Below are 22,295 nucleotides of genomic sequence, written 5' to 3' on the forward strand. Positions count from 1 at the left end.
ACACACACGCACAGGCCGCAAATGAGCAAGGACAGCAAAAACACCGCCGCAGTACACAGCATGACAGGCTTTGCCAACGCGCAAAGCACCACCCGTGCTGGCACCTTAAGCATGGAATTGCGCAGCGTGAATTCCCGTTTTCTGGACCTGAACTTTCGCATGGCCGACGACCTGCGCACGGTTGAACCACTGATTCGCGAAAAGCTGATGAATACCTTGAGCCGGGGCAAAGTGGAGTGCCGCATTTCATGGGGGCGTGCCGAAGGCGAGAAAAGAATTCCCAAAGTAGATCTTGAGCAGGTTAAACAACTGGCCGCCCTTGAAGCCAGCATTCAAAGTGCCTTGCCCAAGGCGAACGGCTTTCGCATTACCGAGGTGTTGAACTGGCCCGGTGTGGTTGAAGACAACAGCCTGAGTGGTGAAGAACTGCAAGAGACCATTTCAGCCTTGTGCGACCAAGCCATTGATGCAATGAAACAAAGCCGCGAGCGCGAAGGCGCTGGCCTTGCCACTGTATTGCTGGAAAAAGTAGACGGCATGGAAACCATTGTGAACAGCCTGCTACCCATGCTGCCCCAGTTTTTGGCCCACTACGAGGGCAAAATTCGGGAACGCATGACCGAGGCCTTCGACAAAATCATCAATGACAAAGCCGGCCACTTAACCGTGGAAGACCTTGAAGAACGCATCAAACACGAAGTGGCGCTGCACAGTGTGCGCATTGATGTGAAAGAGGAAGTAGAACGGCTTCAAACCCACTTCACCGAGGTGCGCCGCATTTTGAAAAAAGGTGGGGTTATTGGCAAACGACTGGACTTTGTAACCCAGGAATTGAACCGTGAAGCCAATACACTGGGCAGCAAAGCCCACGCCATTGCCCAAACCCAAGCCAGCATTGATTTAAAGGTTTTGGTTGAACAGTTCCGCGAGCAAGTTCAGAACATTGAATAAACACTGAATTTGGTACTGAACTGAACCAATCTGAATACTTGGGCACCCAATCGAACTTACCCCTGTTCGAGACCGTGCCCAATGACCACACCCATTTCGCTGCTTAACCAAATCCTGAAACACGTGTTACCCCAAGCCGCCAAAGACCCGCGAATCGCAGGCCTGCTTTTGGTGGCAAAAGGGCAAGCAGGTAGTGCACAGGCTTTGATATTTCACCCTACACTGCGCATGCAACGCAGCGAGTTGACGCAGTTCAGGGTAGGCCAGGAAAAACTGGCAGACATGAACCTCATCAAAAGCGGTCGTTTGGAAATTGGCAATTCCAGCCAGGGTGAAATTCCCAGAATAAAGGTGGGTGATCACTACAAATTTGAGAATACCTTGTCGGCACAAGAGCGAATCGAGGTACTTTCAGCCCCGTCAATCTTGCCCAATGTACCCAAAGAAGGCCCAATTGCGCACCCGGTCAGCACCGCAGAACGGTGCGTGCTTCGGGATTACATCGCAACCGATGGCTACTCAAGTCAAATGAATCAGTTCTTGCGGGGTGAATTCAAGGGTGAGCCTCAATCGCACTCGGACCTGCTGGACCGTAGCCTTGTGCTGGTCAGTTTTCTGAATGCATTGCCTGTGCAGTCCTCTGAAGCGCAACACAATCTGAAACCTGCATCCCCCATGTTTCAGGCCATGCTAGAGGCAGAGAAAACCGGCAAACCTTTTACACCCGACTATTTTCTGAGCATGAGCAAGCGAAATGACTCTGCCGGCCCCCTGATTCCCAGCGTGTTTGGCACAGTCAGTTGCATCGTTCAATCCGAGTTGGCCAAAGACGTATCCGTTTCAAGTGCATTGCTGCCCAATGAACGTGAGTGGATTGCTGCGCCCATTTCAAGCTACAAAGTCAGCAAAGGCTCAGGGTTCGGCGACGAGACATCCACCAAGCCCTGGTTTGTTTTGACCGAGCATGCCAAGCCCGCTGAATAAACGGTCAACATGGCGAGTGCACGGGAAATCCAATAGAATCACGGCTTGTTGATCAATCTGTGAAGACCACATGACTGCCTTGGCCCAACCCCAGCACACGCCACAGTATTCTGGAAGCCTGTTTATTGTCAGCGCCCCCTCTGGGGCGGGCAAATCGTCGCTGGTAAAGGCGCTACTGGCTGAAGTTCAGGGCATAGGCCTGTCCATATCCAACACAACCCGCAAGGCACGCCCTGGCGAGGTGGACGGCAAAGACTACCATTTCATTTCCCAACATGAATTTGAAGCGGTTCGCGACCAGGACGGCTTTCTGGAATGGGCGCACGTACATGGCAACTATTACGGTACATCGCGCGCCTGGGTTGAAGGGCAAATGGCCATTGACCGCGATGTGCTGCTTGAAATTGACTGGCAAGGCGCCGAACAAGTGGTGCGCAAGGTAGAGAATGTGGTGTCCATCTTTATTCTTCCCCCCAGCATCGAGGAACTCGAAAAACGGCTTCGCGGACGGGGCACAGACACGGAAGAGGTGATTTTGAAGCGAATGGGTGCCGCACAACTCGAGATCGAGCAGGCGAGGCGCTTTGATTATGTTATCCTTAACGATGATTTCACGCAGGCTCTGTTGGAGCTGAAATCGATCGTCTTCGCATCCCGTTGCCGTTTCAATCAGCAAATGGCGCGCCACGGGGCGCAACTCAAAAGTATTGGACTGTAAGGACACCAGATGGCCCGCATCACCGTTGAAGATTGCTTGAAAAAGATCCCTAACCGTTTCGACATGGCCCTGTGCGCCACTTACCGCGCCCGCATGCTGGCCCAAGGCCACACACCCAAAGTAAAGTCCGACAAAGACAAGCCAACAGTAACCGCCCTGCGTGAAATCGCTGCTGGTGAAATCGGTATCGAAATGTTGAAACGCGTGCCCATTTAATCCGGGCAAGGTTGCATTCAAAAAAGCCCGAGACCGGCACACGGCTCGGGCTTTGTTCGTAAAATTGACTGAAAACTCAGCTGCCCGATAGCTCAGCATCCCCGGACTTCGATTACCTTGAACAAACCTTCTTCAGCACCGCTGGACATCAAATTCGCCAAAATCAAGGCTGTGACCATTGCCTTGCGCCCTGCGCCACTGCAAGAAAGCCTCGATGCCCTGAAAAAACGACTTGGCCCCACCCCCGGCGTGTACTCTGCCGAACCGGCTGTGCTCGACTTTTCCGCCTGGAATGACACCGAACTGACTGAACATGGCATTGAATTAAAAGCCTACGCTGACATGCTCAAGGCCGCCGGCGTGCTGCTGGTTGAGGTGCGAGGCCAAAACGAAACCCTTGAGGCTCAAGCCGAAGAACTGGGCCTTCGGTTCGAAGTTGGGCAAGCGGATCTTGCCGAGCCAGCGCCTGCTGGGGCCCCAACTGCTGTGGCCGCGCCCGAACCGGAAGCACCTGCCAAAGCAAGCACCGTACAAAAAGCCGATTCCGAGCAAGCCACCCACCCGGCTGTGCCCAGTTTCGACAAGGCCCGCCGCACCATGGTGATCGATCAACCCGTGCGCAGTGGCCAAAAAATTTATGCCCAAGGCGCCGATCTGATTGTCATGGGACAGGTGTCTGCTGGCGCTGAAGTCATCGCAGATGGCAATGTGCACGTTTACGGAGTGTTGCGGGGGCGCGCGCTGGCCGGTGCAGCAGGAGACACCCAAGCCCGCATCATTTCCACCAGCTTCGAAGCGGAACTGGTGGCCGTGGCGGGTTACTACTTAACATTCGAGGGCGGTTTTCCTGAAGAAAACCGATCCAAACCTACATTAATTCATCTTGACCATGGCACCGAGCCGGCAGTATTGCGACTCAAAGCCATCAACATCCGCTAGGAGACCATTTGTGAGTCGAGTCATTGTTGTTACATCCGGTAAGGGTGGCGTTGGTAAAACAACTACCAGCGCAAGTTTTGCCGCAGGCCTTGCCTTGCGTGGTTTTAAAACGGTAGTGATCGACTTTGACGTGGGCTTGCGCAACCTTGACCTGATCATGGGTTGTGAACGCCGCGTGGTTTACGACCTGGTCAATGTGATCAACGGCGAAGCCAATTTGCAGCAAACCCTGATTAAAGACAAACATTGCCCAATGTTGTCGATTTTGCCCGCCTCCCAAACCCGGGACAAAGACGCTTTGACCGAAGAAGGCGTGGAAAAAGTAATCAAAGACCTGATCGAAATGGGCTTTGAGTACATTGTGTGTGACAGCCCCGCCGGCATTGAACGCGGCGCAGTGATGGCATTGACATTCGCCGACGAAGCGATTGTTGTGACCAACCCGGAAGTGTCGTCGGTTCGCGATTCCGACCGCATCATTGGCATTTTGCAGGCGAAAAGCAAGCGCGCCAAAGAAGGCGGCGAACCCGTGAAGGAGCACCTGCTCATTACCCGGTATTCCGCCAAGCGTGCAGCCGATGGCGAAATGCTAAGCTATTCGGATGTGGCCGACCTGTTGCGTGTGCCGCTACTGGGTGTTATTCCTGAAAGTGAAACCGTGTTGCAGGCTTCCAACCAAGGTATGCCTGTAATTCACGCCGAGGAAAACGATGCAGCTTTGGCCTACCAAGACTGTATTTCTCGCTTTCTGGGCGAAACCAAACCGCTGCAGTTTGTGGACTACGAAAAGCCCAGCCTGCTGAAACGCTTGTTTGGAGGTTAAGGTGATGTCATTACTGAGCATGCTGTTTGGCGAGAAGAAAAAGTCTGCCAATGTTGCAAAAGAACGACTGTCTTTGATTATCGCGCGCGAACGTGTAGATCAGGACGGCCCCGACTTTTTGCCCCAAATGCGGGACGAATTGATGCAGGTGATCGCCAAATACGTCAAAATTGATCAAGAAGATGTGAAGTTTAACCTTCAAAAACAAGGCAATATGGAGATGTTGGAAGTCAATATCGTCTTGCCGGACCAGAAGTAAGACTGCACAATAGAAGATCGTAGTTAAAGTTGTAAGAGTGGTACAAAATGCGGGGGGCAATGCAAGCCAGAGAACTTCAACCTGAGCCAAACCGACCCGACGTGGTCTCTATCGCACAGCTAATAGGACTTGCCTCGACATATTTACCCGAGGCAGAGATTCGGCGTGTTCGCGAGGCTTACAAGTTTTCTGACGTTGCACACCTGGGGCAATTCCGCGCCACAGGTGAGCCTTACGTAACCCACCCCATTGCTGTGGCTGAACTTTGCGCCAGCTGGCGCCTGGACAGCCAAGCCATTCAAGCCGCCCTGCTTCACGATGTGATGGAGGATTCTGGCACCACCAAGGAAGATTTGATCGAGCGCTTCGGCGGATCAGTGGCCGATTTGGTGGATGGGCTTTCCAAGCTCGACAAAATGGAGTTTTCTTCCAGGGAAGAAGCCCAGGCCGAGAACTTCCGCAAAATGTTGCTGGCCATGGCCCGCGACCTGCGCGTTATTTTGGTGAAGTTGGCCGACCGTTTGCACAATATGCGAACGCTCGACATTATGAGTCCCGCCAAGAAACGCCGCATTGCCTTAGAAACCCTCGAAATTTACGCGCCCATTGCCCACCGACTGGGCTTGAATGAAATCTTCCGCGAACTGCAAGAACTTAGCTTTCAGCATGCCTACCCCATGCGCTATGAGGTGCTGAAATAAGCGGTGCTGGCAGCGCGTGGTAACCGCCGCGAGGTGGTCAGCAAAATTCTGGAAGCGGTAGAAAAATGCCTGGACGACGCCAGCATTGAGTGCCAAGTGTTTGGTCGAGAAAAAGCGCTGTACGGCATTTACCGCAAAATGATTGAAAAGCGCCTGAGCTTTTCGCAGGTGCTCGATGTGTACGGTTTCCGGGTGGTGGTGAAAGACATGCCCGGCTGTTACATGGCCATGGGCATGTTGCACCAGCTGTTCAAGCCCGTACCGGGCAAGTTCAAAGACTACATTGCGATCCCGAAGCTGAACGGCTACCAAAGTTTGCACACAACCTTGCTGGGCCCTTATGGCACACCGGTTGAATTCCAGATTCGCACCGAAGAAATGCACCAAGTGGCTGAAAAAGGCGTGGCTTCGCACTGGCTGTACAAAGGCGAAGGCGAGGCGCTGAACACCATTCAAACCCAAACCCACCGCCTGCTGCAAAGCCTGCTCGACATTCAAAACCAAACCGGCGATTCAGCCGAGTTTCTCGAACACATCAAGGTGGACCTGTTCCCCGATGCGGTGTACGTGTTCACCCCCAACGGCAAGATCATGAGTCTGCCCCGGGGAGCCACTGTGGTCGATTTCGCGTATGCAGTGCACACCGATGTGGGCAACCATTGCGTGGCCGCACGGGTTAATCAGGTGATCGAACCGTTGCGCACCATTTTGAAAAGCGGCGATGTGGTTGAAATTATTACAGCCCCACACAGCCGCCCCAACCCGGTTTGGCTGGGCTTTGTGCGTTCAGGCAAGGCCCGGTCCGAGATTCGTCACTATTTGAAGTCGATGAATCTTGAAGAAACTGTTCGCCTGGGAAGCCGACTGCTGGAACAGGCTTTGGAAGCGGACCAAATCAAGCTGGAACATTTGAGCAATGAGGTGTGGGACCGTTTGCAAAAAGATTCACAGGTCAGCACCCGCGATGAACTTCTGGCTGATGTTGGCGCAGGTCGCCGTGTGGCCCCTGTTGTTGCCCGCCGAGTGCTGATTGCCATGGGCCGTGCAGATGCGCGGGTGGATGCGCAAGTTGCCAATACCGGTGAGCCGCGAGTGCCGATTATGATTCACGGTGGAGAAGGCATGTCGGTTCAACGCGCACCCTGTTGTTTGCCGATTCCCGGGGATCACATTATTGGATATGTGCGAAAAGGCTCGGGCCTGATCATTCACACCGATGAATGCGAAACCGCCCGCAAACAAATTCGCAAAGAACCCGAGCGCTGGACTGATGTGCAGTGGTCACCGGAAATTACACGCCCATTCGACGTCAATGTTGACTTGCAGGCTGTGAACGAGAAAGGCGCTTTGGCCACTATTGCAGCCACCTTGTCTGATGCAGGTGCCAACATTACCAACCTGACCATGAGCGATGAAACGGCCTACCGCAAGCTGTTGCACTTCACCATTCAGGTGACTGACCGTGTGCACTTGGCGCGCATCTTGATGGCGCTGCGCAGGCTTGAATACGTGGAGCGTGTGACCCGTGTGAAAGGTCGTGCTTTTGCCAAGGTGCGCTTGCCTGTTGCTGACACTGCGACACACTGACCTTCTGGTTTGAATAGCCCGATCGGCTTGGGTTGTCTTGTCGTTCGCTCGAACGCTGGTTAACTGCCCGATCGGCTTGGGTTCCGATCTCTCGCCTGAAAACCTGTAACTCCCTTGCTGAGCCTTTCGATACCTGAGAACGACCCTCCTAAAAAGCGGGTCGGGCTCGTTCTCTGTCGCCCATGCCGGGCGACACCGGCCCTGCTCGGCACGCAAGGGCAGGTTTTCTTGAAGGCGAGGCGATCGAAACACCGCCGCCGATTGGGAGGTTTAAGCCAACTCGGCAGTGGGATTGCTTGGGGCGCACTTCAAGAAAACCGCCCCGTTTGAATTCAACCGCAACGGTCGGCCATTGGCCGGCACCGAGACTCGGCCCGCCCTTTTGCCGAGCGAGGTGAGTCAGGGGGAATTTCAAAAAGGGATTCAGCGGTTTTCAGTGCGGCACAAGTAACCCACGCCGAGGTGGCAAGAAACCACTGCGGTGACCCTTCAAGTTCAGATCAAGAGTCAGTCGATCACATACTGCACTTCGACAATCTCAAGCTCATCCCGACCACCCGGCGTCATCAGGTACACCACATCACCCTCTTTCGCTTTTAACAGCGCACGCGCCACAGGCGAAATCCAGCTGATATGTCCTTTGGCAGTATCCACTTCATCAACGCCCACAATTTTCACAGTGAGTTCATCACCTTTTGAGTTGATATAGGTGACCGTGGCACCGAAGAAAATACTCTCGAGTTCTTGCTGCGTGGCGGGGTCTACCACCTCGGCAATTTCAGTGCGCTTGGTGAGAAAACGAATTCGGCGATCGATTTCACGCAAACGTTTTTTACCGTACAGATAATCGCCATTTTCAGAACGATCGCCATTGGAGGCCGCCCAAGACACCACCGAAACCACCTCGGGTCGTTCAATTTTCACAAGATGAGTCAGCTCATCGCGCAAACGGCGATAGCCTTTTGGCGTGATGTAATTTTTCAAGCCTTGGGGAAGTGCGGGGCCTGCGTCGGGGCCATCGTCCTCAAATTCTGAATCGTTTTCTTTGGTGAAAGCCTTGCTCATGTCTTTTCTCGTGAATTGCCCGACTAGACAGCCTCTGCAGAAGTGTGCAGGATACAGGAAAGCGGCTGTTTCTTTGCCAATAACACCATCATAAAACCTTCAATGACAACAGAACAGGAAGCGCCCAGAATCATTGTTGTCGACGACAGCGACGATGATTTTCTATTGATCAAGCGTCAACTCGTGAAAACCTGGCAAACAGCGATTGTTCGCCATGCGCACAGCGAGGAAACGCTGAAAACAACGCTGAACGACATCGAGCCCGACCTGGTGATTTGTGACTATTCCATGCCCCAGCTGACGCACGAGAAGGCCATTGAAATAGTTCAAAGTCTGCGGCCTGAAACCCCCGTGATTCTGCTCTCGGGTTTGGCGAACGACGCACTGGGCGTGCAAGCCATGCACGAAGGTGTGCGCGATTATGTCGAGAAATCCAAACCCGAACGACTGATTCCTGCGGTTCGCAGGGAAATTCACACGCACAGGCTTCGCCGGGAAAAACTATTGCTTGAGCAAGCCCACAGGCGTGCTGTTTATTTTGATGCCGCCACGGGCTTTTTGAACCGCCAGGGTTTGGTGAAAACTTTGTCGGGTTTGAGTACCCATTCAGGCGATGACAATGACCTGTGCATGCTAAGCGTGAATGTGTCCAGAAACCAGGCACGCCGCCCGGAAGTAGACCCGCGAATTCGGCGCAATATGCTTGAAAAAATCGTGGAGCGAGTTCGGGACACCTTTAAGCATGACATTCTGTGCAGATGGTCTGACAATGTGTTGGTGGTGCTAACCAATAAGCTCGACTGGAGTGCAGACAACACCTTGATCGCCGACACCCTGTGCGAGTTTGAAGCCAACCTGAACCGTGTGTTCACGGTCGACAACATTGCTGTTCGCCCGAACATGCGTTTGGGGCTGGCTCGCCCCGGTGTGCATGGTCAGCATGCAGCCGAGTTGGTCACCCATGCGCTATCGGTGGCGCATGTGATTGAGTCTCGCGGACTTGAACTGTTGAATGTTCTTGATGCCGAAATTCATGACTTGGCCAAGCGACGCAAAACCATTGAACTGGGTTTGGCCAAAGGCATTGAGAGCAATGAGCTGGTGCTCGACTTTCAGCCGATTGAAGACCTTAAAACCGGCCGCATTTGCGGACTTGAAGCCCTGGAGAGGTGGACCCACCCGGAACTGGGTCGGATCATGCCGAGCGAGTTTATTGGAGTAGCCGAGGACTCAGGCCTGATTGATGCGCTAGGCGATTGGGTGATTGAGTCGAGCAGCAAGAAGGTTCTTGAGTTACATCAGCAAGGCCACATGCTGTGGAGCGCGGTGAATTGCTCGGCCGGTCAGCTTCTTAACCCGGAATTTCCAGCCAAAGCGCAACAAACCGTTCGCAATGCAGGCCTGGACCCCAAGTGGATTGAGTTCGAGGTCACCGAGTCCGCGGCCATTGATGACATGGCCCGCACGGTCGATGCTTTGAACCAACTGAAAGCACAGGGTTCGCAAATTGCGATGGATGATTTTGGTACGGGTTACGCGTCGCTGAATTACTTGCGGCAACTGCCTGTGGATGTGTTGAAGATCGACAAAAGTTTTGTCATGGATTTGCTGGAGGACAAAAACAGCCACATGATTGTGAAGGCTGTGATTGATCTTGCACATGCATTGGGCCTGATTGTGCATGCGGAAGGCATTGAAACTGCAGAGCAGCGGGAAAGCCTGATTCAGATGGGTTGCGACAGGCTGCAAGGCTATTGGTTTTCTCGCCCCATGGACATGGACAGCCTGAAAAACTGGCTGTCCACCAGGTCAAATTCGAACGGCTGAACGCCCTCCGATTTTAGAGAGGTAGTCGAGCAGGCGCCTGGCGATCTGGTTCAGGGGAACCACTTCATCGGCTGCACCCAAAGCGATCGCTTCCCGTGGCATGCCAAACACCACTGAGCTGGCCTCATCCTGGCAAATATTGTAGGAACCGGCTTTTTTCATGTCGGCCATGGCCTGTGCGCCGTCTTTGCCCATGCCGGTGAGCATGATGCCCACAATGTTGCGGGGCGACACTTCCTGCCCTGACTTGAACAGCACTTCAACCGATGGCCGGTGACGATTGACTGGCTCAGAATCGGACAACTGGCAAATGTAGTTGGCACCACTGCGACCCAACAACAGGTGTTTGTCACCCGGTGCAATGTAGGCATGGCCGGGCAAAACGCGTTCACCATGCACTGCTTCCTTCACGGTGATATTGCACACCTGGTTCAAGCGGTCCGCAAAACTTTTGGTAAAACCGGCTGGCATGTGTTGGGTAATCAAGATCGCGGGGCTGTCTTTGGGCAATTGTTCAAGAATGACCCGAATGGCCTCGGTACCACCTGTAGACGAACCAATCAACACAAGTTTTTCAGTGGCTGCAAAGCGGTTACCCAAGGCGTTGTTGGTGGGCACAGGCTTGGCCGCCTCGGCTGGAACCACCATGCCAGTGACTGGATCAGCTTGAGCCGTCGGTGCCTGCGCAGCGGGCTTCGAAGGCAATCGATTCAGGCGAAAACGGGCCGCATAGGCAGCGCGAATTTTGTCGGTAATTTCGTTGGCATAATCGATCATGCCTTGGCTAATGTCCAGTTTGGGTTTGGTCACGAAATCAACAGCTCCAAGTTCAAGGGCGCGAAAGGTTACGTCGGTTCCGCGCTCAGTCAAAGTAGACACCATCAACACGGGCGTGGGCCGCAAGCGCATGATTTTTTCCAAAAATTCAATGCCGTCCATTTTGGGCATTTCAATGTCAAGTGTAATCACATCGGGATTGAATTTCTTGATCTGGTCTCGGGCAATAAATGGATCCGGGGCTGTGGCCACGGTTTCCATGTCGCGCTGTGAATTGATGATTTTGCTCATCAGGTTTCGGATCAAGGCCGAATCATCTACCACCAACACTTTGATTTTATTCATCACATGAGCCCTTAGAAAAACACAATGTCGCCATTGACGGGGTCTTTGTTAATCTTTTCGCTGTATCGTTTTTCCTGCTGCAGTGCCGCTGAGTTGGCGCTGGCCACTCGCTCTACACGCACTGCGCTGGTTTGGGTATTGAAACGAATACGGCGGCTGTGTGGCCCACCCAGATCAGACGCAACCACTTTGATTTTGTCTTTCTGTAAAAAATCGATCACGAATTCTGCATTGCGGCGACCCACATGTTGGGTGTTCAAGGCGCCGGTAATATTGGCGCCACCAAATACTTTGGCACTGAGGTGCTCCCGCTTTGCACCCATGGTCAACAGGTCGTTGATCAGGCATTCCATGGCATACAAACCGTAACGCAGCGATTTGGTTTTGTCGGCTAGTGTGCGCGCTTCTGATGGCGAGTCGGGCAACATGAAATGATTCAGACCGCCAATTTTTCGATGACTGTCCCACACGCAAGCTGACACGCAGGACCCCAACAGGGTAGCGATTTCAGCGGGTGCCCATGACACGAAATAATCACCAGGCATGATGATTTTTTTCACCAGGGGCGGTGCAGTTGTTACCGGGGGTGAAATTAACAGCCCTGTGCTCATGCTGTAACCTGACGTGCCTGACCTTCTCCGCCGGTGCTGGTTTTGACTGCTTTGTCGGCATTTACGGTGTACACGGTTTTACCACGCAAGGTGAAATAGTCGCGCGCCATGGCGAAATTTTCAGAGTGCCCTGCATACAACAGGCCGTTCTGATTCATCAGGGGAGCGAATCGCTTGAGGATTTGCAATTGCACATCTTTCTCAAAATAGATCATGACATTTCGACAGAAAATGTCGTCAAAGCCGGGCCTCAGGGACCACACATTGTCCATCAGGTTCAGCTTGCGAAATGTCAACAATGCTTGCACTTCAGGGCGCACACGAATCAGCCCTTCGCTTTCGCCCTTGCCTTTCAAAAAATACTTTCGCAGAATTTCATCCGGAACTTTGTCGACCTGATCCATGCGGTAAACACCCTTTTTGGCATGCTCGAGCACTTTGGTGTCGATGTCTGTGGCAAGGATTCGCACAGGCGGATTCATGCTGTTGAAAGCTTCCATGGCCGTGATCGCCATGGTGTAGGGCTCCTCACCGGTGGACGCGGCACTGCACCACAACTCGATTCGGGCATTGCGCGAGAGCGATTGCAATTGCTTTTTCAGAATCTCGAAGTGATGAGCCTCGCGATAAAACGAGGTCAGGTTGGTTGTCAGCGAATTGGTGAAGTGCTCACATTCCGGATTGCCTGAATTGGATTCAAGCGCATCCAGATACGTGGAGAATCGGTTGTGATTGCAAGCACGCAAGCGTCGGGCCAGACGGCTGTACACCATGCTTTGTTTGCTGGGTGCCAATGAAATGCCCGCAATCTTCAGAATGAGTGCGCGTACACGGGCAAAATCCTTGTCGTTGAATTCAAACTCACGATCGGCATTGTCGTCGCTCAACAAACTGCGGTTCACAGCAACTGCGGCTTGCCTGGCACCTGCAACCATGTCGCTGGTGTGTGTGGACTTGGAGAATTCAAACTTTACGGGTGGTCGGTTCATCAGGGCCTTTGTCGCGGGGTTAACACAATTTGGGAGGTGCCCCGACGTGAATGAGTTCTATACCCTGATATGTTCCGATAAGATGAATAAAATAATGCAAGGATTAAAACCTCGAAAGGGCGTTATCTCTCGCTTTGATCCTGCACACAACAATAAAAACCAACAACAAGCGAACAGACAATGAGTGAATCGAAAGGACTACCCCCTTCATTGTTGGACATCAGCAACTTTTCAGATGGTGGACTGAAAGTTCTGGTGGTGGAAGACAATGATTCGGATTTCGAGCTGATGTGCTACCGCCTGAAACAGGGCGGCTTGAAGTACACAGCAACGCGAGTAGACCGCATAGAAGACCTGAGAAAGTGCCTGGAACACGAGGAATGGCAGGTGGTGATTTCTGACCACAATTTGCCAGGCTTTGGTTCCGAGGAAGCCTTACGCGTGGTGCGCGACTCGGGGCTGGAAATTCCTTTCATTATTGTGTCGGGCAGTATCGGTGAACACGTGGCTGTGGAGGCCATGCGTGCCGGTGCCGACGATTACCTGATGAAAGACAAAATGGCCCGTTTGGTGCCCGCCATTGAGCGTTCGCTAAGGGCTGCGAATGAACGGCGCAGCCTTGCTGCAGCTGAAATGGCCCAGCGTGAATCCGAACGGCGGTTTGCTGCCATTGCAGAGAATATTCCTGGCATTATTTTTCAAATGCAGTCGGGGCCTTCGATGCCCCGCCCCACGGTTCCTTTTGTCAGCGAGGGTGTGGTTCGCTTGTTTGGCGTGCCTCCCCGCCTGTTTCTTGAGAACCCGCATTACTTTTTCGAACAGTTTGAACCCGCCGATGCAGCGGCCCTATTTGAGCAATTGATGGACCCTCCGAAACCCGGTGTGGCCGTGAGTTGGGAAGGTCGGATCAAGAATTACGGCAAACGGGAATCACGCTGGGTTTACATGAATGCAGTGGCCAAACAACGCGGAAACGTGTTCATTTGGGACGGCGTGTTGCTCGATATTTCGGATCGAAAACAGGCTGAAGAACGCCTGCTGAACGCACAAAGCGAATTGCGACTCGTCACCACCGAATTCGAGAAACGACGCGAGCAGGAGCGTGGTGCAATTGCCCGTGAAATTCACGATGACATGGGTGGATCCCTGACCAAATTGAAAGCCGATGTGGCGTGGCTTAACAAGAATTCACCTGGTGACCCCGCTGCGCAGGAAAAGCTCGCTGACATGCTGGAGTTGATTGAGCACTTGCTGGCTAGCAGCCAGCGGATTGCCAAGGATTTGCGACCAGGTATTCTGGACTATGGCCTGATCCCTGCCCTTGAGTGGCAAATGAACGATTTCCAGAAGCGCACGCAGATCGAAGGCCTGTTTCAGTGCAACGTGGATGAACTGGACCTGGACAGCGAGCAAAGCACAGCCCTGTTCAGGATTCTGCAGGAAGCACTCACCAATATCGTGAAACACGCGCAGGCCACAAAGGTTGACGTGGAATTGTTTGTTACAGAAAGTGAATTAACACTGGAGATCCGTGACAATGGTCGCGGAATCGAGAATACTGATAAATTAAAAGAAACATCGTTCGGCTTGCGTGGCATGCAAGAACGGGTTGCAGCCTTCGAGGGTTGGGTCGATGTCAGTGGGTCCCTGGGGGCCGGGACAACGGTCATGGTTTCCATACCAAGAAGCATTCAGACAGGTGAGGCGGGAAATGATTAAGGTGCTGCTGGCAGATGACCATGCATTGCTTCGGGGAAGCCTGAAGCAATTGCTGGATGACACAGGATTTGTGCAGGTGGTGGCGCAAGCGGGTGAGTATTCAGAAATCATGAAGGCCATGAACGGGCATGCCGTTGACCTGGCCATTCTGGATATTTCCATGCCGGGGAAAAATGGCGTGGACATTGTAAAAATTCTGAAAGACAAATACCCCGCCCTGAAAATCCTGATGTTGTCGATGCACCCGGAGGACCAGTACGCCGTGCGCTGCCTGAAAGCGGGCGCATCGGGATACCTGACCAAAAACACAGCACCAGAAAAACTGGTGGATGCCATTCAGGTGATTGCCGCTGGCCGCAAGTACATTACCCCTGAACTGGCTGAATCGCTGGCCAGCCACTTGACTGAAGATTCAGACAAACCTTTGCATGCGACCCTCAGCGATCGTGAGTTCCAGACCATTCGGATGATTGCTGCGGGCAAGAAGCTGAGTGAAATTGCGGATGAGTTGTCGCTTAGCCCCAAGACCGTGAGCGTTTATCGGGCACGGATTCTTGAGAAAATGCGCATGAAAACCAATGGTGAACTGACGCGCTATGCGTTGGAGAACGGACTGATTTAAGCTTGCTCGGCCGCTGGTTTGTTTAGCCCGATCGGCTTAGGTTCCGGTCTCTCGCCTGAAAACCTGTAACTCCCTTGCTGAGCCTTACGATGCCTGAGAACGACCCTCCTAAAAAGCGGGTCGGGCTCGTTCTCTGTCGCCCATGCCGGGCGACACCGGCCCTGCTCGGCACGCAAGGGCAGGTTTTCTTGAAGGCGAGGCGATCGAAACACCGCCGCCGATTGGGCGTTGAACAGCGGTGAGCTGCGCGGGGAGGTGGAGAGACGCTGGCGCCGGTGACGCTAAGCTGAACTTGCAAGTGGTCGCACTCGGGAGGTTTTAGCCAACTCGGCAGTGGGATTGCTTGGGGCGCACTTCAAGAAAGCCGCCCCGTTTGAATTCAACCGCAACGGTCGGCCATTGGCCGGCACCGAGACTCGGCCCGCCCTTTTGCCGAGCGAGGTGAGTCAGGGGGAATTTCAAAAAGGGATTCAGCGGTTTTCAGTGCGTAACAAGTAACCCACGCCGAGGTGGCAAGAAACCGCAGCTGCGACCTTTCAAGTTCAACCAATAAAGTTGAACAAGGTCAGCTGCGAGGTACTCGCAAAGCTTTGCTGCGCAGCCTGAAGCTGCAATTGGCCCTGAGACAGCTCACTGATGGCCTTGGCATAATCAAGCCCCACCGCCTCACCAGCAACGCGTTCAAGCTCCAACTGGGCAGCCTGGTTAATCTGTTGCAGGGTTTCAACCTCACGCAGGCGAACACCCACTTTGGTGCGGGAAATTTGTACCTGGTCAAAAATGTCGTCGAGCTGCGCACCCTTGTCATTGAACGCTTTCAAGTAAGTATCTTGAGGCGTTGCACCCTCCTGACCATTGGGGTAAGAAGGATTGCGCAACAAAGCCACCGCATCGCGAAGAATCGCAAAAGCATCTTCATTCGTATTCGGGTCTACAAAGGCGTCCTGGCCTGTAATGCTCAGGTTTACAAAACGGCCGCTGGCCACTTGAATTTCTCGGCCAATCACTGCTTCACCAGCAGCTGCCGTGGTGGTTTCCAAAAACGTGCCGCTTACACCGCCAGCCGGTGCCTGGAAAGGCTCACGGTCCTGAAACGTACCTGAAAACATGTAGTAACCGTTGGCGTCTGTGCGGTTGGCAATACCGCGCAACTCTTCCATGCGGCCTTCAATGTCTTGCGCAATAATTTCCCGATCGGCACGGCTTAATGTTGCATTTCCTGCCTGCAAAAATGCTTCCTTGATGGACACCATGATGTCGGAAGCTGATTGCAAGGCCACATCCATTTGACCCAACTGGTTGTTCACGTAGGTGATGTTGCTTTGATAGCTGTCGATGGTTTTCACACCCGCTTTGGCACCCAAAGCCACTGACATGGCCAAAGGGTCATCCGAGGGTTTCAGCACCCGCTGCCCTGTTGCCAGTTGCCCCTGTAATTTCACCAGTTCAGTTTGTTGCTTGCTCATGCGTTCAGTGCTGAGCTTGAAGTACTGGTTGGTGCTGATTCTGCCGATTGCCATAATTTTTCCTTGAAACCCGATCAGAACATGCTGAGGATTTGATCAAACAATTCTTTGGACAGTGAAATAACTCGCCCGGAAGCCTGGTAAGCCTGTTGAAACTTGATCAGGTTGGCCGCTTCTTCATCCATGTTGACGCCCTGTAAGGCATCGCGTGAATCGGCCACCTGGTTCAACACGGTCTCGCGTGACTCCGCAGCCAGATTGAATTCACGGGTTTTATTGCCCACGCGGCTGACCAATTGGTTGAACCCGTCCGAAATGGAAACGCCCGCTGAGTTATTGGACTGAGACAGGGTGCGTGCAGTCTGCAACGCAGCGACCTTCAAAATATTTTCGTTGTTACCGATGCTTGGGTTGACGGCAGAAGACGCTGCCACCTCAGAGGGCCGATTGAGCGCAGTGCGCATGTTCAAGGCTGCTTCACGCACTGGCATCAGCACAAAACGATCGCCTTCTTGCGGCGTGGCATTGCTCAACTGGAAGCTGAGCAATGGTGCACCTGCGGGGTCGCGAATTTCATAGTAATCACCGCCTGGGTCAGTCACCAATGCGGCAGGAACAAACGGACCATTTGAGCCCATCTCGCGATAACGGGGCTGGCTGCCCACAATTTGAACTTCGTATTCGGCGGGCCCAAGCTTGGACAAATCAAGACCACGCATGGTGATTTGCGTGGGGTTGGCTGTGCTGTTGTTGATATTGGGCACAACGCGGGAAATGTCAGTTACAAAATTACCGCTGTTGCCGAAACTGAACAGGGCACTGCCTGGGTTGTTGTCCAGGTCTACACCAGTGGTTTGGACGTCATTGACTGCTTGACCAATCCGCGCGGCCAGCAAGCTGATTGTGTTCTGGTATTCGGTCAGTTCATTTTCACGAAAGCTCAGGAAACCTGACAACGCACCGTTGCCTAAACTTTTGGAATCAAAGGCAAGAAGCCGATCCTGACCGTTGACTTTGCTTGTCATTCCAACCAGCAAATTTTGTGGGTCTTGAGGATCAACCTGTGTTTGAACCTTGAATTGGGTCGTACCTACAACCAAAGACTGGCCATTGGCCAGAAACAGATTGGTTGAGCCGTCGGCCACATCCACGCGCGTCACTTGTACCTGTTCGGACAGCCGCAAGATCAATTGGTCCCGGCGATCCATCAAATCATTGGGTGGGCCACCATTGGAGGTTTGGTTCAAGGCGGTCACGATTTGATTGTTCAACGCCGCAATTTGCGAGGTGGCGTTGTTCAGCTGCTCCACCGTGTCACGAATTTTCAGGTTGGTGGCACTGCGCAATTCGTCCATCACCGTATTCAAACCGTTGAATCGCGAAGTCAGGGTTCCAGCCGAGGACAAGTAGTTCTGACGCGCGGCCAGATCGGCCGGATTGGTCGACAGGGTTTGCGCGGCACCAAAGAAAATACTCAGGGCACTGGACAAGCCCGACGCATCGTCGGCGATCATGGCGTCGACACGGGCAATTTGCTGCGCCTTGGCATTGTAAAAAGCCGCATCGGATGTGGCTTTCTGTTCCTGTGCATTGATGAAATCGGAATACACCCGCTGCACGGAGGCAATGTCAACTCCCTGGCCAATATAGCCAATGTCGCTGCCCGTGGAGGGGCGCGACTGTTGAATCACCTGCTGGCGATTAAAACCAACTGTGTTGCTGTTCGCAATGTTGTGCGAGGTGGTGGATAGCCCTGCCCGGGCCGCATTCAGGCCGCTGAGCGCAATTCCGTAAACCGAGTTAGACATGATTCAGGATCCTTTGGTGTCTTGAACGACTTAACGGTCAGTTTTCGGGAAAGTTGAGGGGAAGTCTTTCTTGATCTGCCCTGGCGGGAAAATGGTTTGCTCGCCACCCACGCCTGCACCGGCTTTTAACTGCCGTGCAATTTCGCCAGCAAGGCCCAAACCCTTGCCCGACAGTTTCTGAACCAGTTCCTGGTCGTACATGCCCTGATAGGCTTTGGTGCTGGAATCGGTGAACAAACCGCCCTCGGGTGTGGCATCGCGCATGCTTTTCAAGGCCATCTGCAGAAAAATGGATTCGAACTGCACGGCCACCTTGTCAACTGCTGCATTGAACTCCTCGCTGCCCCGTTCGGAGCGCGCACCGCGTTTCAAGCCTTCCAGGCTACGGGAATCCATCGACAGCATTTGCTGGGTATCAACCGGCTTGTTCGACAATGGCGTCATTTAGATCACCTCAAGTTCAGCTTTCAGGCTGCCAGCGGTTTGCATGGCTTGCAAAATCGAGATCAGGTCGCTGGGCGTAGCGCCCAAGGCATTCAAGGCTTTGACCACATCGGACAACTGAGCGGCCCCCTTGATCTCAATCAACTCGCCACCGGCTTCGGAAATTTGAATATCGGCCACCTCAGTAACCACCGTTTCGCCCTGACCAAATGGCGCGGGTTGTGAAATAACCGGGGTAGAAGTAATTTTGACGGTGAGGTTGCCATGTGCCACGGCGCAGCTTTCCAGCATCACGGCCTGATTCATGACCACCGAACCCGTGCGTGCATTCACAATGACCTTGGCACTGCCCATGGCTTTGTTGATGCTCAGTTCCTGAACACGCGACAAAAACGCCACGCGGTCGTTGGGATTGGAGGGCGCACGAACCTTGATGGTGCGGCCGTCGAGCGCTTGGGCCACGTTCGGGCCCATGTTGTTGTTAATTGCCTCGGCCACGCGAATGGCGTTGGAAAAATCGGTTGTCGTCAATTCCAGCTGCAGGGTTTCTCCCAGCAGGAAGGGCGAAGCCACTTCACGTTCAACCAAGGCACCCGCCGGGATACGGCCTGCCGACAAGTGGTTGATCACTGTTTTGGAACCACCTGCAGAAGCACCTGCACCACCCACAATCAATTGGCCTTGGGCCAGTGCGTATACCTGACCGTCTGCACCTTTCAAGGGGGTCATCAACAACATGCCGCCACGCAGGCTTTTGGCATTGCCGATGGAAGACACAGTGACATCGATGGCCTGGCCGGGTTGCGCAAAGGCAGGCAGATTGGCGGTGACCATGACCGAAGCGACGTTCTTCAATTGCAAATTGGCACCCGGTGGCAAGGTGATGCCCGACTGCTGCAGCATGGAGACAATGCTTTGGCTGGTAAATGGTGTTTGTGTGGTTTGGTCGCCGGTGCCATCCAGGCCGATCACAATGCCGTAGCCATACACTGGGTTGGAGCGCACGCCAGACACGGTGACCAGGTCGCGAATTCGGGTTTGTGCGTCAGCTTGTGTGCCAAACGCCATGACCGCAGCGGCGGTCAAGGCGAGCACAACGCCTTTGATAATTCGGTCTTTCAATTCCGGCAAGGAAATGCGTTTCATGGTGAGGTCCAGTTCAGAAAGGCAACACGGTCAGGAAAAAGCGGCTCAACCAGCCCATGGCTGTGGCAGAGTCCAAGGCACCTTTCCCGCGGTATTCAATGCGTGCGTCGGCGACCTTGGTGCTGGGCACCACATTGCCGGGCAAAATGGTAATGGGATTCACAACGCCGCTGAATTTCAGGTATTCCACTTCACGATTGGTACCAATCTGTTTTTCGCCTACCACTTGCAAGTTGCCGTTGGGCAGCACGCTGGCCACGGTCACTGTGATGGAACCAGTCAGTGTATTGGCGGCGCGGCTGGAGCCTTCGCCAGAAAAGTCTTTGTCGCTGCTGGCACTGCCGTTGATTGCACGCAAGTCACGGCTTCCAAAGAAGCCTTGAATCAAGGGAATATCAATGCTGGCAGAGTCGCTGCGGGAAGCGCTCATGGAGTTGGTTTGCGCGGCGTTGATCTGTTCAATAATTTGAATGGTCAGTGTGTCACCCAAAAACCGGGCGCGCTGGTCTTCAAACAGGGGGCGATAGGTGGCCGGGCTGTACAGGCTACCCGTGGGGGCAGCCATGGCCAGTTGGTCCGGCTGCTGCACCAGTTGCGGCACGGTTGTTTTCTCGGGCATGTCAACTTTCGGTGCGAAAGTTGAACAAGCCCCTAAAGTTATCGAGAACACTGCCGTTAAACCGATTAGAACCAAACTTTTCATGCCATACACTCCATCAGAACACGTTCAGTGTGACTGAGGTTTTAAAAATCAAAGCTGAGATAAGCGCTGTAACATCTGGTCAGATGTGGAGATTGCCTTGGAATTGATTTCGTAAGCGCGCTGGGCCTGAATCAAACCCACCAGTTCTTCCACCACATTCACGTTCGATGTTTCCACGAAACCCTGGGAGATGAAACCCACGCCGTTGGTACCCGCCACAGCTTGTGTGGGCGCGCCAGAAGCGGCTGTTTCTGAATACAGGTTTTGGCCCATGCTGAACAAGCCGGCCGGGTTCACAAAACTGGCCAACTGAATTTGACCCAGTTCCTGAGGTTGTACCTGGCCCTGCACCACGGCAGACACCACACCATCCTGAGAAATGGAAATTTCCTGCACGCCTTGGGGAATGGTGACTGGCCCAAGAACAGGATAGCCGTTGGATGTGACCAGGGTGCCGTTGGCGTCAATCTGAATACTGCCGTCGCGGGTGTAGCTGGTGGTGCCATCGGGCATTTGCACTTGAAAGAAACCTTGACCATTGATGGCGACATCAAGCGTGTTGCCGGTTTGCTGCAAGTTACCCTGCGCAAAATTACGCACCGTTGAAACCGGCTTTACACCAGTACCAATTTGCAGGCCAGAAGGCACTTGAGTTTGCTCGGTGGTTTGTGCACCGGGCTGGCGCAGTGTTTGATACAACAAATCTTCGAACACAGCGCGCGAGCGTTTAAAGCCGTTGGTGGCTGTGTTGGCCAGGTTGTTGGAAATAACATCAAGCTGGGTTTGCTGGGCATCCAGACCTGTTTTTGCAATCCACAAAGAACGCATCATGGTGGGTTTCTCCTTAGTTCATGCCAAACAGGCTGTTGGCGGCCTGGCCGTTTTCTTTGGCCGTGCTGATCATTTTCATTTGGGTTTCATACTGGCGGGCTGCGGTGATCATTTGCACCATCATGTCCACTGCATTCACGTTGCTGCTTTCAATGAAGCCGCCTGCAACACGCACATTCAAATCGGCTTCCGCGGGGTCACCGTTGGCGGCGCGGAACAGGCCGTCGTCGCCCCGGTTGATTTCACCTTCGGGGATATTCACCAGTTTCAGGCGGCCCAGTTGAACCACATTGGTGTCGCCACCCAGCGGAATCGCAGACACCGAACCATCGCCTTCAAACGACAAGCGATGATCTGGCGGCACATTGATCGGGCCATTGCTGCCGATGACTGAATAACCTTCCTGGGTCACCAGGTTGCCTTGGCCATCCAGTTGAAAGGAACCGTTGCGGGTGTAGGCCTCGTTGCCTTTGGCGTCGTTGACTGCAAACCAGCCCTCGCCTTGAATGGCCACGTCCATTTCCCGACCCGTGGACTGGATTTGTCCTGGCGTGGTGTCAAAGCCAATGCTGGTTTCCACCGCAAAGCTTCGGGAACCACTGCCCTCGCCGGTGACCGGCGCACTTTGAAACGCCATGAGTTGTTGCCGAAACCCGGGCGTGTTCACGTTGGCCAGGTTGTTGGCAATGTTCTCTTGGCGAGACATTGTGCCTTTGGCGGCTTGGGCGGCCAGGAAAATCAGTTTGTCCATGTGTGCAATCCCG

The 22,295-nt window shown here is 53.6% G+C and carries 21 protein-coding genes and 1 pseudogene; 11 read left to right on the plus strand and 11 right to left on the minus strand.

The genetic code is table 11. The features are described 5' to 3' along the window. Positions 1-21: 21 nt before the first annotated feature. From P0D43_RS13390 to P0D43_RS13425, 8 genes and pseudogenes are all read left to right on the plus strand, one after another. A complete protein-coding gene (locus P0D43_RS13390; protein WP_159571632.1) occupies positions 22-951 on the plus strand; it encodes a YicC/YloC family endoribonuclease in 930 nt (309 codons plus the stop codon). 81 nt (positions 952-1,032) lie between these two features. Continuing rightward, a complete protein-coding gene (locus P0D43_RS13395) occupies positions 1,033-1,935 on the plus strand; it encodes a hypothetical protein (RefSeq protein ID WP_394672656.1) in 903 nt (300 codons plus the stop codon). A gap of 70 nt (positions 1,936-2,005) precedes the next feature. Beyond that, positions 2,006-2,653: a guanylate kinase gene (gmk, locus tag P0D43_RS13400; RefSeq protein ID WP_159571638.1), complete on the plus strand. Its 648-nt coding sequence runs from the start codon at positions 2,006-2,008 to the stop codon at positions 2,651-2,653. 9 nt (positions 2,654-2,662) lie between these two features. Next, entirely contained in the window at positions 2,663-2,869 is a 207-nt protein-coding gene (gene rpoZ, locus P0D43_RS13405) for a DNA-directed RNA polymerase subunit omega (RefSeq protein ID WP_008251793.1), read from the plus strand. A 117-nt stretch (positions 2,870-2,986) separates the two neighbouring features. After that, complete coding sequence (gene minC, locus P0D43_RS13410) at positions 2,987-3,808, plus strand: septum site-determining protein MinC (protein WP_394672657.1); 822 nt, start codon at positions 2,987-2,989, stop codon at positions 3,806-3,808. A gap of 10 nt (positions 3,809-3,818) precedes the next feature. Continuing rightward, positions 3,819-4,631, plus strand: a complete 813-nt coding sequence (gene minD, locus P0D43_RS13415) for a septum site-determining protein MinD (protein ID WP_159571643.1) — start codon at positions 3,819-3,821, stop codon at positions 4,629-4,631. Between the two features lie 4 nt (positions 4,632-4,635). Further along, the gene (minE, locus tag P0D43_RS13420) at positions 4,636-4,890 is read left to right on the plus strand and encodes a cell division topological specificity factor MinE (protein ID WP_159571646.1); all 255 of its coding nucleotides are present in this window, start codon (positions 4,636-4,638) and stop codon (positions 4,888-4,890) included. A gap of 59 nt (positions 4,891-4,949) precedes the next feature. Beyond that, positions 4,950-7,178 (plus strand): annotated as a pseudogene (locus tag P0D43_RS13425) (RelA/SpoT family protein). A 507-nt stretch (positions 7,179-7,685) separates the two neighbouring features. Here P0D43_RS13425 and greB read toward each other — a convergent pair. Then, positions 7,686-8,243 carry a transcription elongation factor GreB gene (gene greB / locus P0D43_RS13430; RefSeq protein WP_341237693.1) on the minus strand — a complete coding sequence of 186 codons (558 nt, stop codon included), beginning with the start codon at positions 8,241-8,243 and terminating at the stop codon, positions 7,686-7,688. Positions 8,244-8,345: 102 nt separating this feature from the next. Between greB and P0D43_RS13435 the strand changes: the two genes are divergently transcribed. Next, the gene (locus P0D43_RS13435) at positions 8,346-10,070 is read left to right on the plus strand and encodes an EAL domain-containing protein (protein WP_394672658.1); all 1,725 of its coding nucleotides are present in this window, start codon (positions 8,346-8,348) and stop codon (positions 10,068-10,070) included. Here the strand turns inward: P0D43_RS13435 and P0D43_RS13440 are convergent. The 3 genes from P0D43_RS13440 to P0D43_RS13450 are packed head-to-tail and all read right to left on the minus strand — an operon-like array spanning position 10,053 to position 12,792. Further along, positions 10,053-11,192 carry a chemotaxis response regulator protein-glutamate methylesterase gene (locus tag P0D43_RS13440; RefSeq protein WP_341237695.1) on the minus strand — a complete coding sequence of 380 codons (1,140 nt, stop codon included), beginning with the start codon at positions 11,190-11,192 and terminating at the stop codon, positions 10,053-10,055. The two genes, P0D43_RS13435 and P0D43_RS13440, sit on opposite strands and share 18 nt — an antisense overlap. Before the next feature lie 11 nt (positions 11,193-11,203). Next, positions 11,204-11,803: a chemoreceptor glutamine deamidase CheD gene (locus tag P0D43_RS13445; RefSeq protein WP_341237696.1), complete on the minus strand. Its 600-nt coding sequence runs from the start codon at positions 11,801-11,803 to the stop codon at positions 11,204-11,206. Further along, positions 11,800-12,792, minus strand: a complete 993-nt coding sequence (locus P0D43_RS13450; protein WP_394672659.1) for a CheR family methyltransferase — start codon at positions 12,790-12,792, stop codon at positions 11,800-11,802. The genes P0D43_RS13445 and P0D43_RS13450 overlap by 4 nt, the downstream gene beginning before the upstream one ends. 180 nt (positions 12,793-12,972) lie before the next feature. Here P0D43_RS13450 and P0D43_RS13455 point away from each other — a divergent pair, with 180 nt between their 5' ends. Together P0D43_RS13455 and P0D43_RS13460 are read left to right on the plus strand one after the other, a co-directional pair. Next, complete coding sequence (locus P0D43_RS13455; RefSeq protein WP_159571664.1) at positions 12,973-14,511, plus strand: ATP-binding protein; 1,539 nt, start codon at positions 12,973-12,975, stop codon at positions 14,509-14,511. After that, positions 14,504-15,133: a response regulator transcription factor gene (locus P0D43_RS13460; RefSeq protein WP_159571666.1), complete on the plus strand. Its 630-nt coding sequence runs from the start codon at positions 14,504-14,506 to the stop codon at positions 15,131-15,133. Before P0D43_RS13455 ends, P0D43_RS13460 begins: the two co-directional genes overlap by 8 nt. A 542-nt stretch (positions 15,134-15,675) precedes the next feature. Here P0D43_RS13460 and flgL read toward each other — a convergent pair. From flgL to flgF, 7 genes are all read right to left on the minus strand, one after another. Then, positions 15,676-16,653, minus strand: coding sequence for a flagellar hook-associated protein FlgL (flgL, locus tag P0D43_RS13465; protein ID WP_394672660.1), 978 nt, complete (start codon positions 16,651-16,653; stop codon positions 15,676-15,678). Between the two features lie 20 nt (positions 16,654-16,673). Next, complete coding sequence (gene flgK, locus P0D43_RS13470) at positions 16,674-18,407, minus strand: flagellar hook-associated protein FlgK (RefSeq protein WP_394672661.1); 1,734 nt, start codon at positions 18,405-18,407, stop codon at positions 16,674-16,676. Between the two features lie 30 nt (positions 18,408-18,437). Beyond that, positions 18,438-18,851 carry a rod-binding protein gene (locus P0D43_RS13475; protein WP_394672662.1) on the minus strand — a complete coding sequence of 138 codons (414 nt, stop codon included), beginning with the start codon at positions 18,849-18,851 and terminating at the stop codon, positions 18,438-18,440. Next, entirely contained in the window at positions 18,852-19,997 is a 1,146-nt protein-coding gene (locus P0D43_RS13480) for a flagellar basal body P-ring protein FlgI (RefSeq protein WP_138519304.1), read from the minus strand. It lies immediately after the preceding gene. A gap of 13 nt (positions 19,998-20,010) precedes the next feature. Beyond that, complete coding sequence (locus P0D43_RS13485) at positions 20,011-20,616, minus strand: flagellar basal body L-ring protein FlgH (protein ID WP_159571890.1); 606 nt, start codon at positions 20,614-20,616, stop codon at positions 20,011-20,013. A 132-nt stretch (positions 20,617-20,748) separates the two neighbouring features. After that, positions 20,749-21,531, minus strand: coding sequence for a flagellar basal-body rod protein FlgG (gene flgG, locus P0D43_RS13490; RefSeq protein WP_138519303.1), 783 nt, complete (start codon positions 21,529-21,531; stop codon positions 20,749-20,751). A 13-nt stretch (positions 21,532-21,544) separates the two neighbouring features. After that, positions 21,545-22,282, minus strand: a complete 738-nt coding sequence (gene flgF, locus P0D43_RS13495; protein ID WP_138519302.1) for a flagellar basal-body rod protein FlgF — start codon at positions 22,280-22,282, stop codon at positions 21,545-21,547. Positions 22,283-22,295 lie beyond the last annotated feature (13 nt).

The sequence above is a fragment of the Limnobacter sp. genome (assembly GCF_043511195.1).
In the GTDB taxonomy this organism is placed as follows: domain Bacteria; phylum Pseudomonadota; class Gammaproteobacteria; order Burkholderiales; family Burkholderiaceae_B; genus Limnobacter.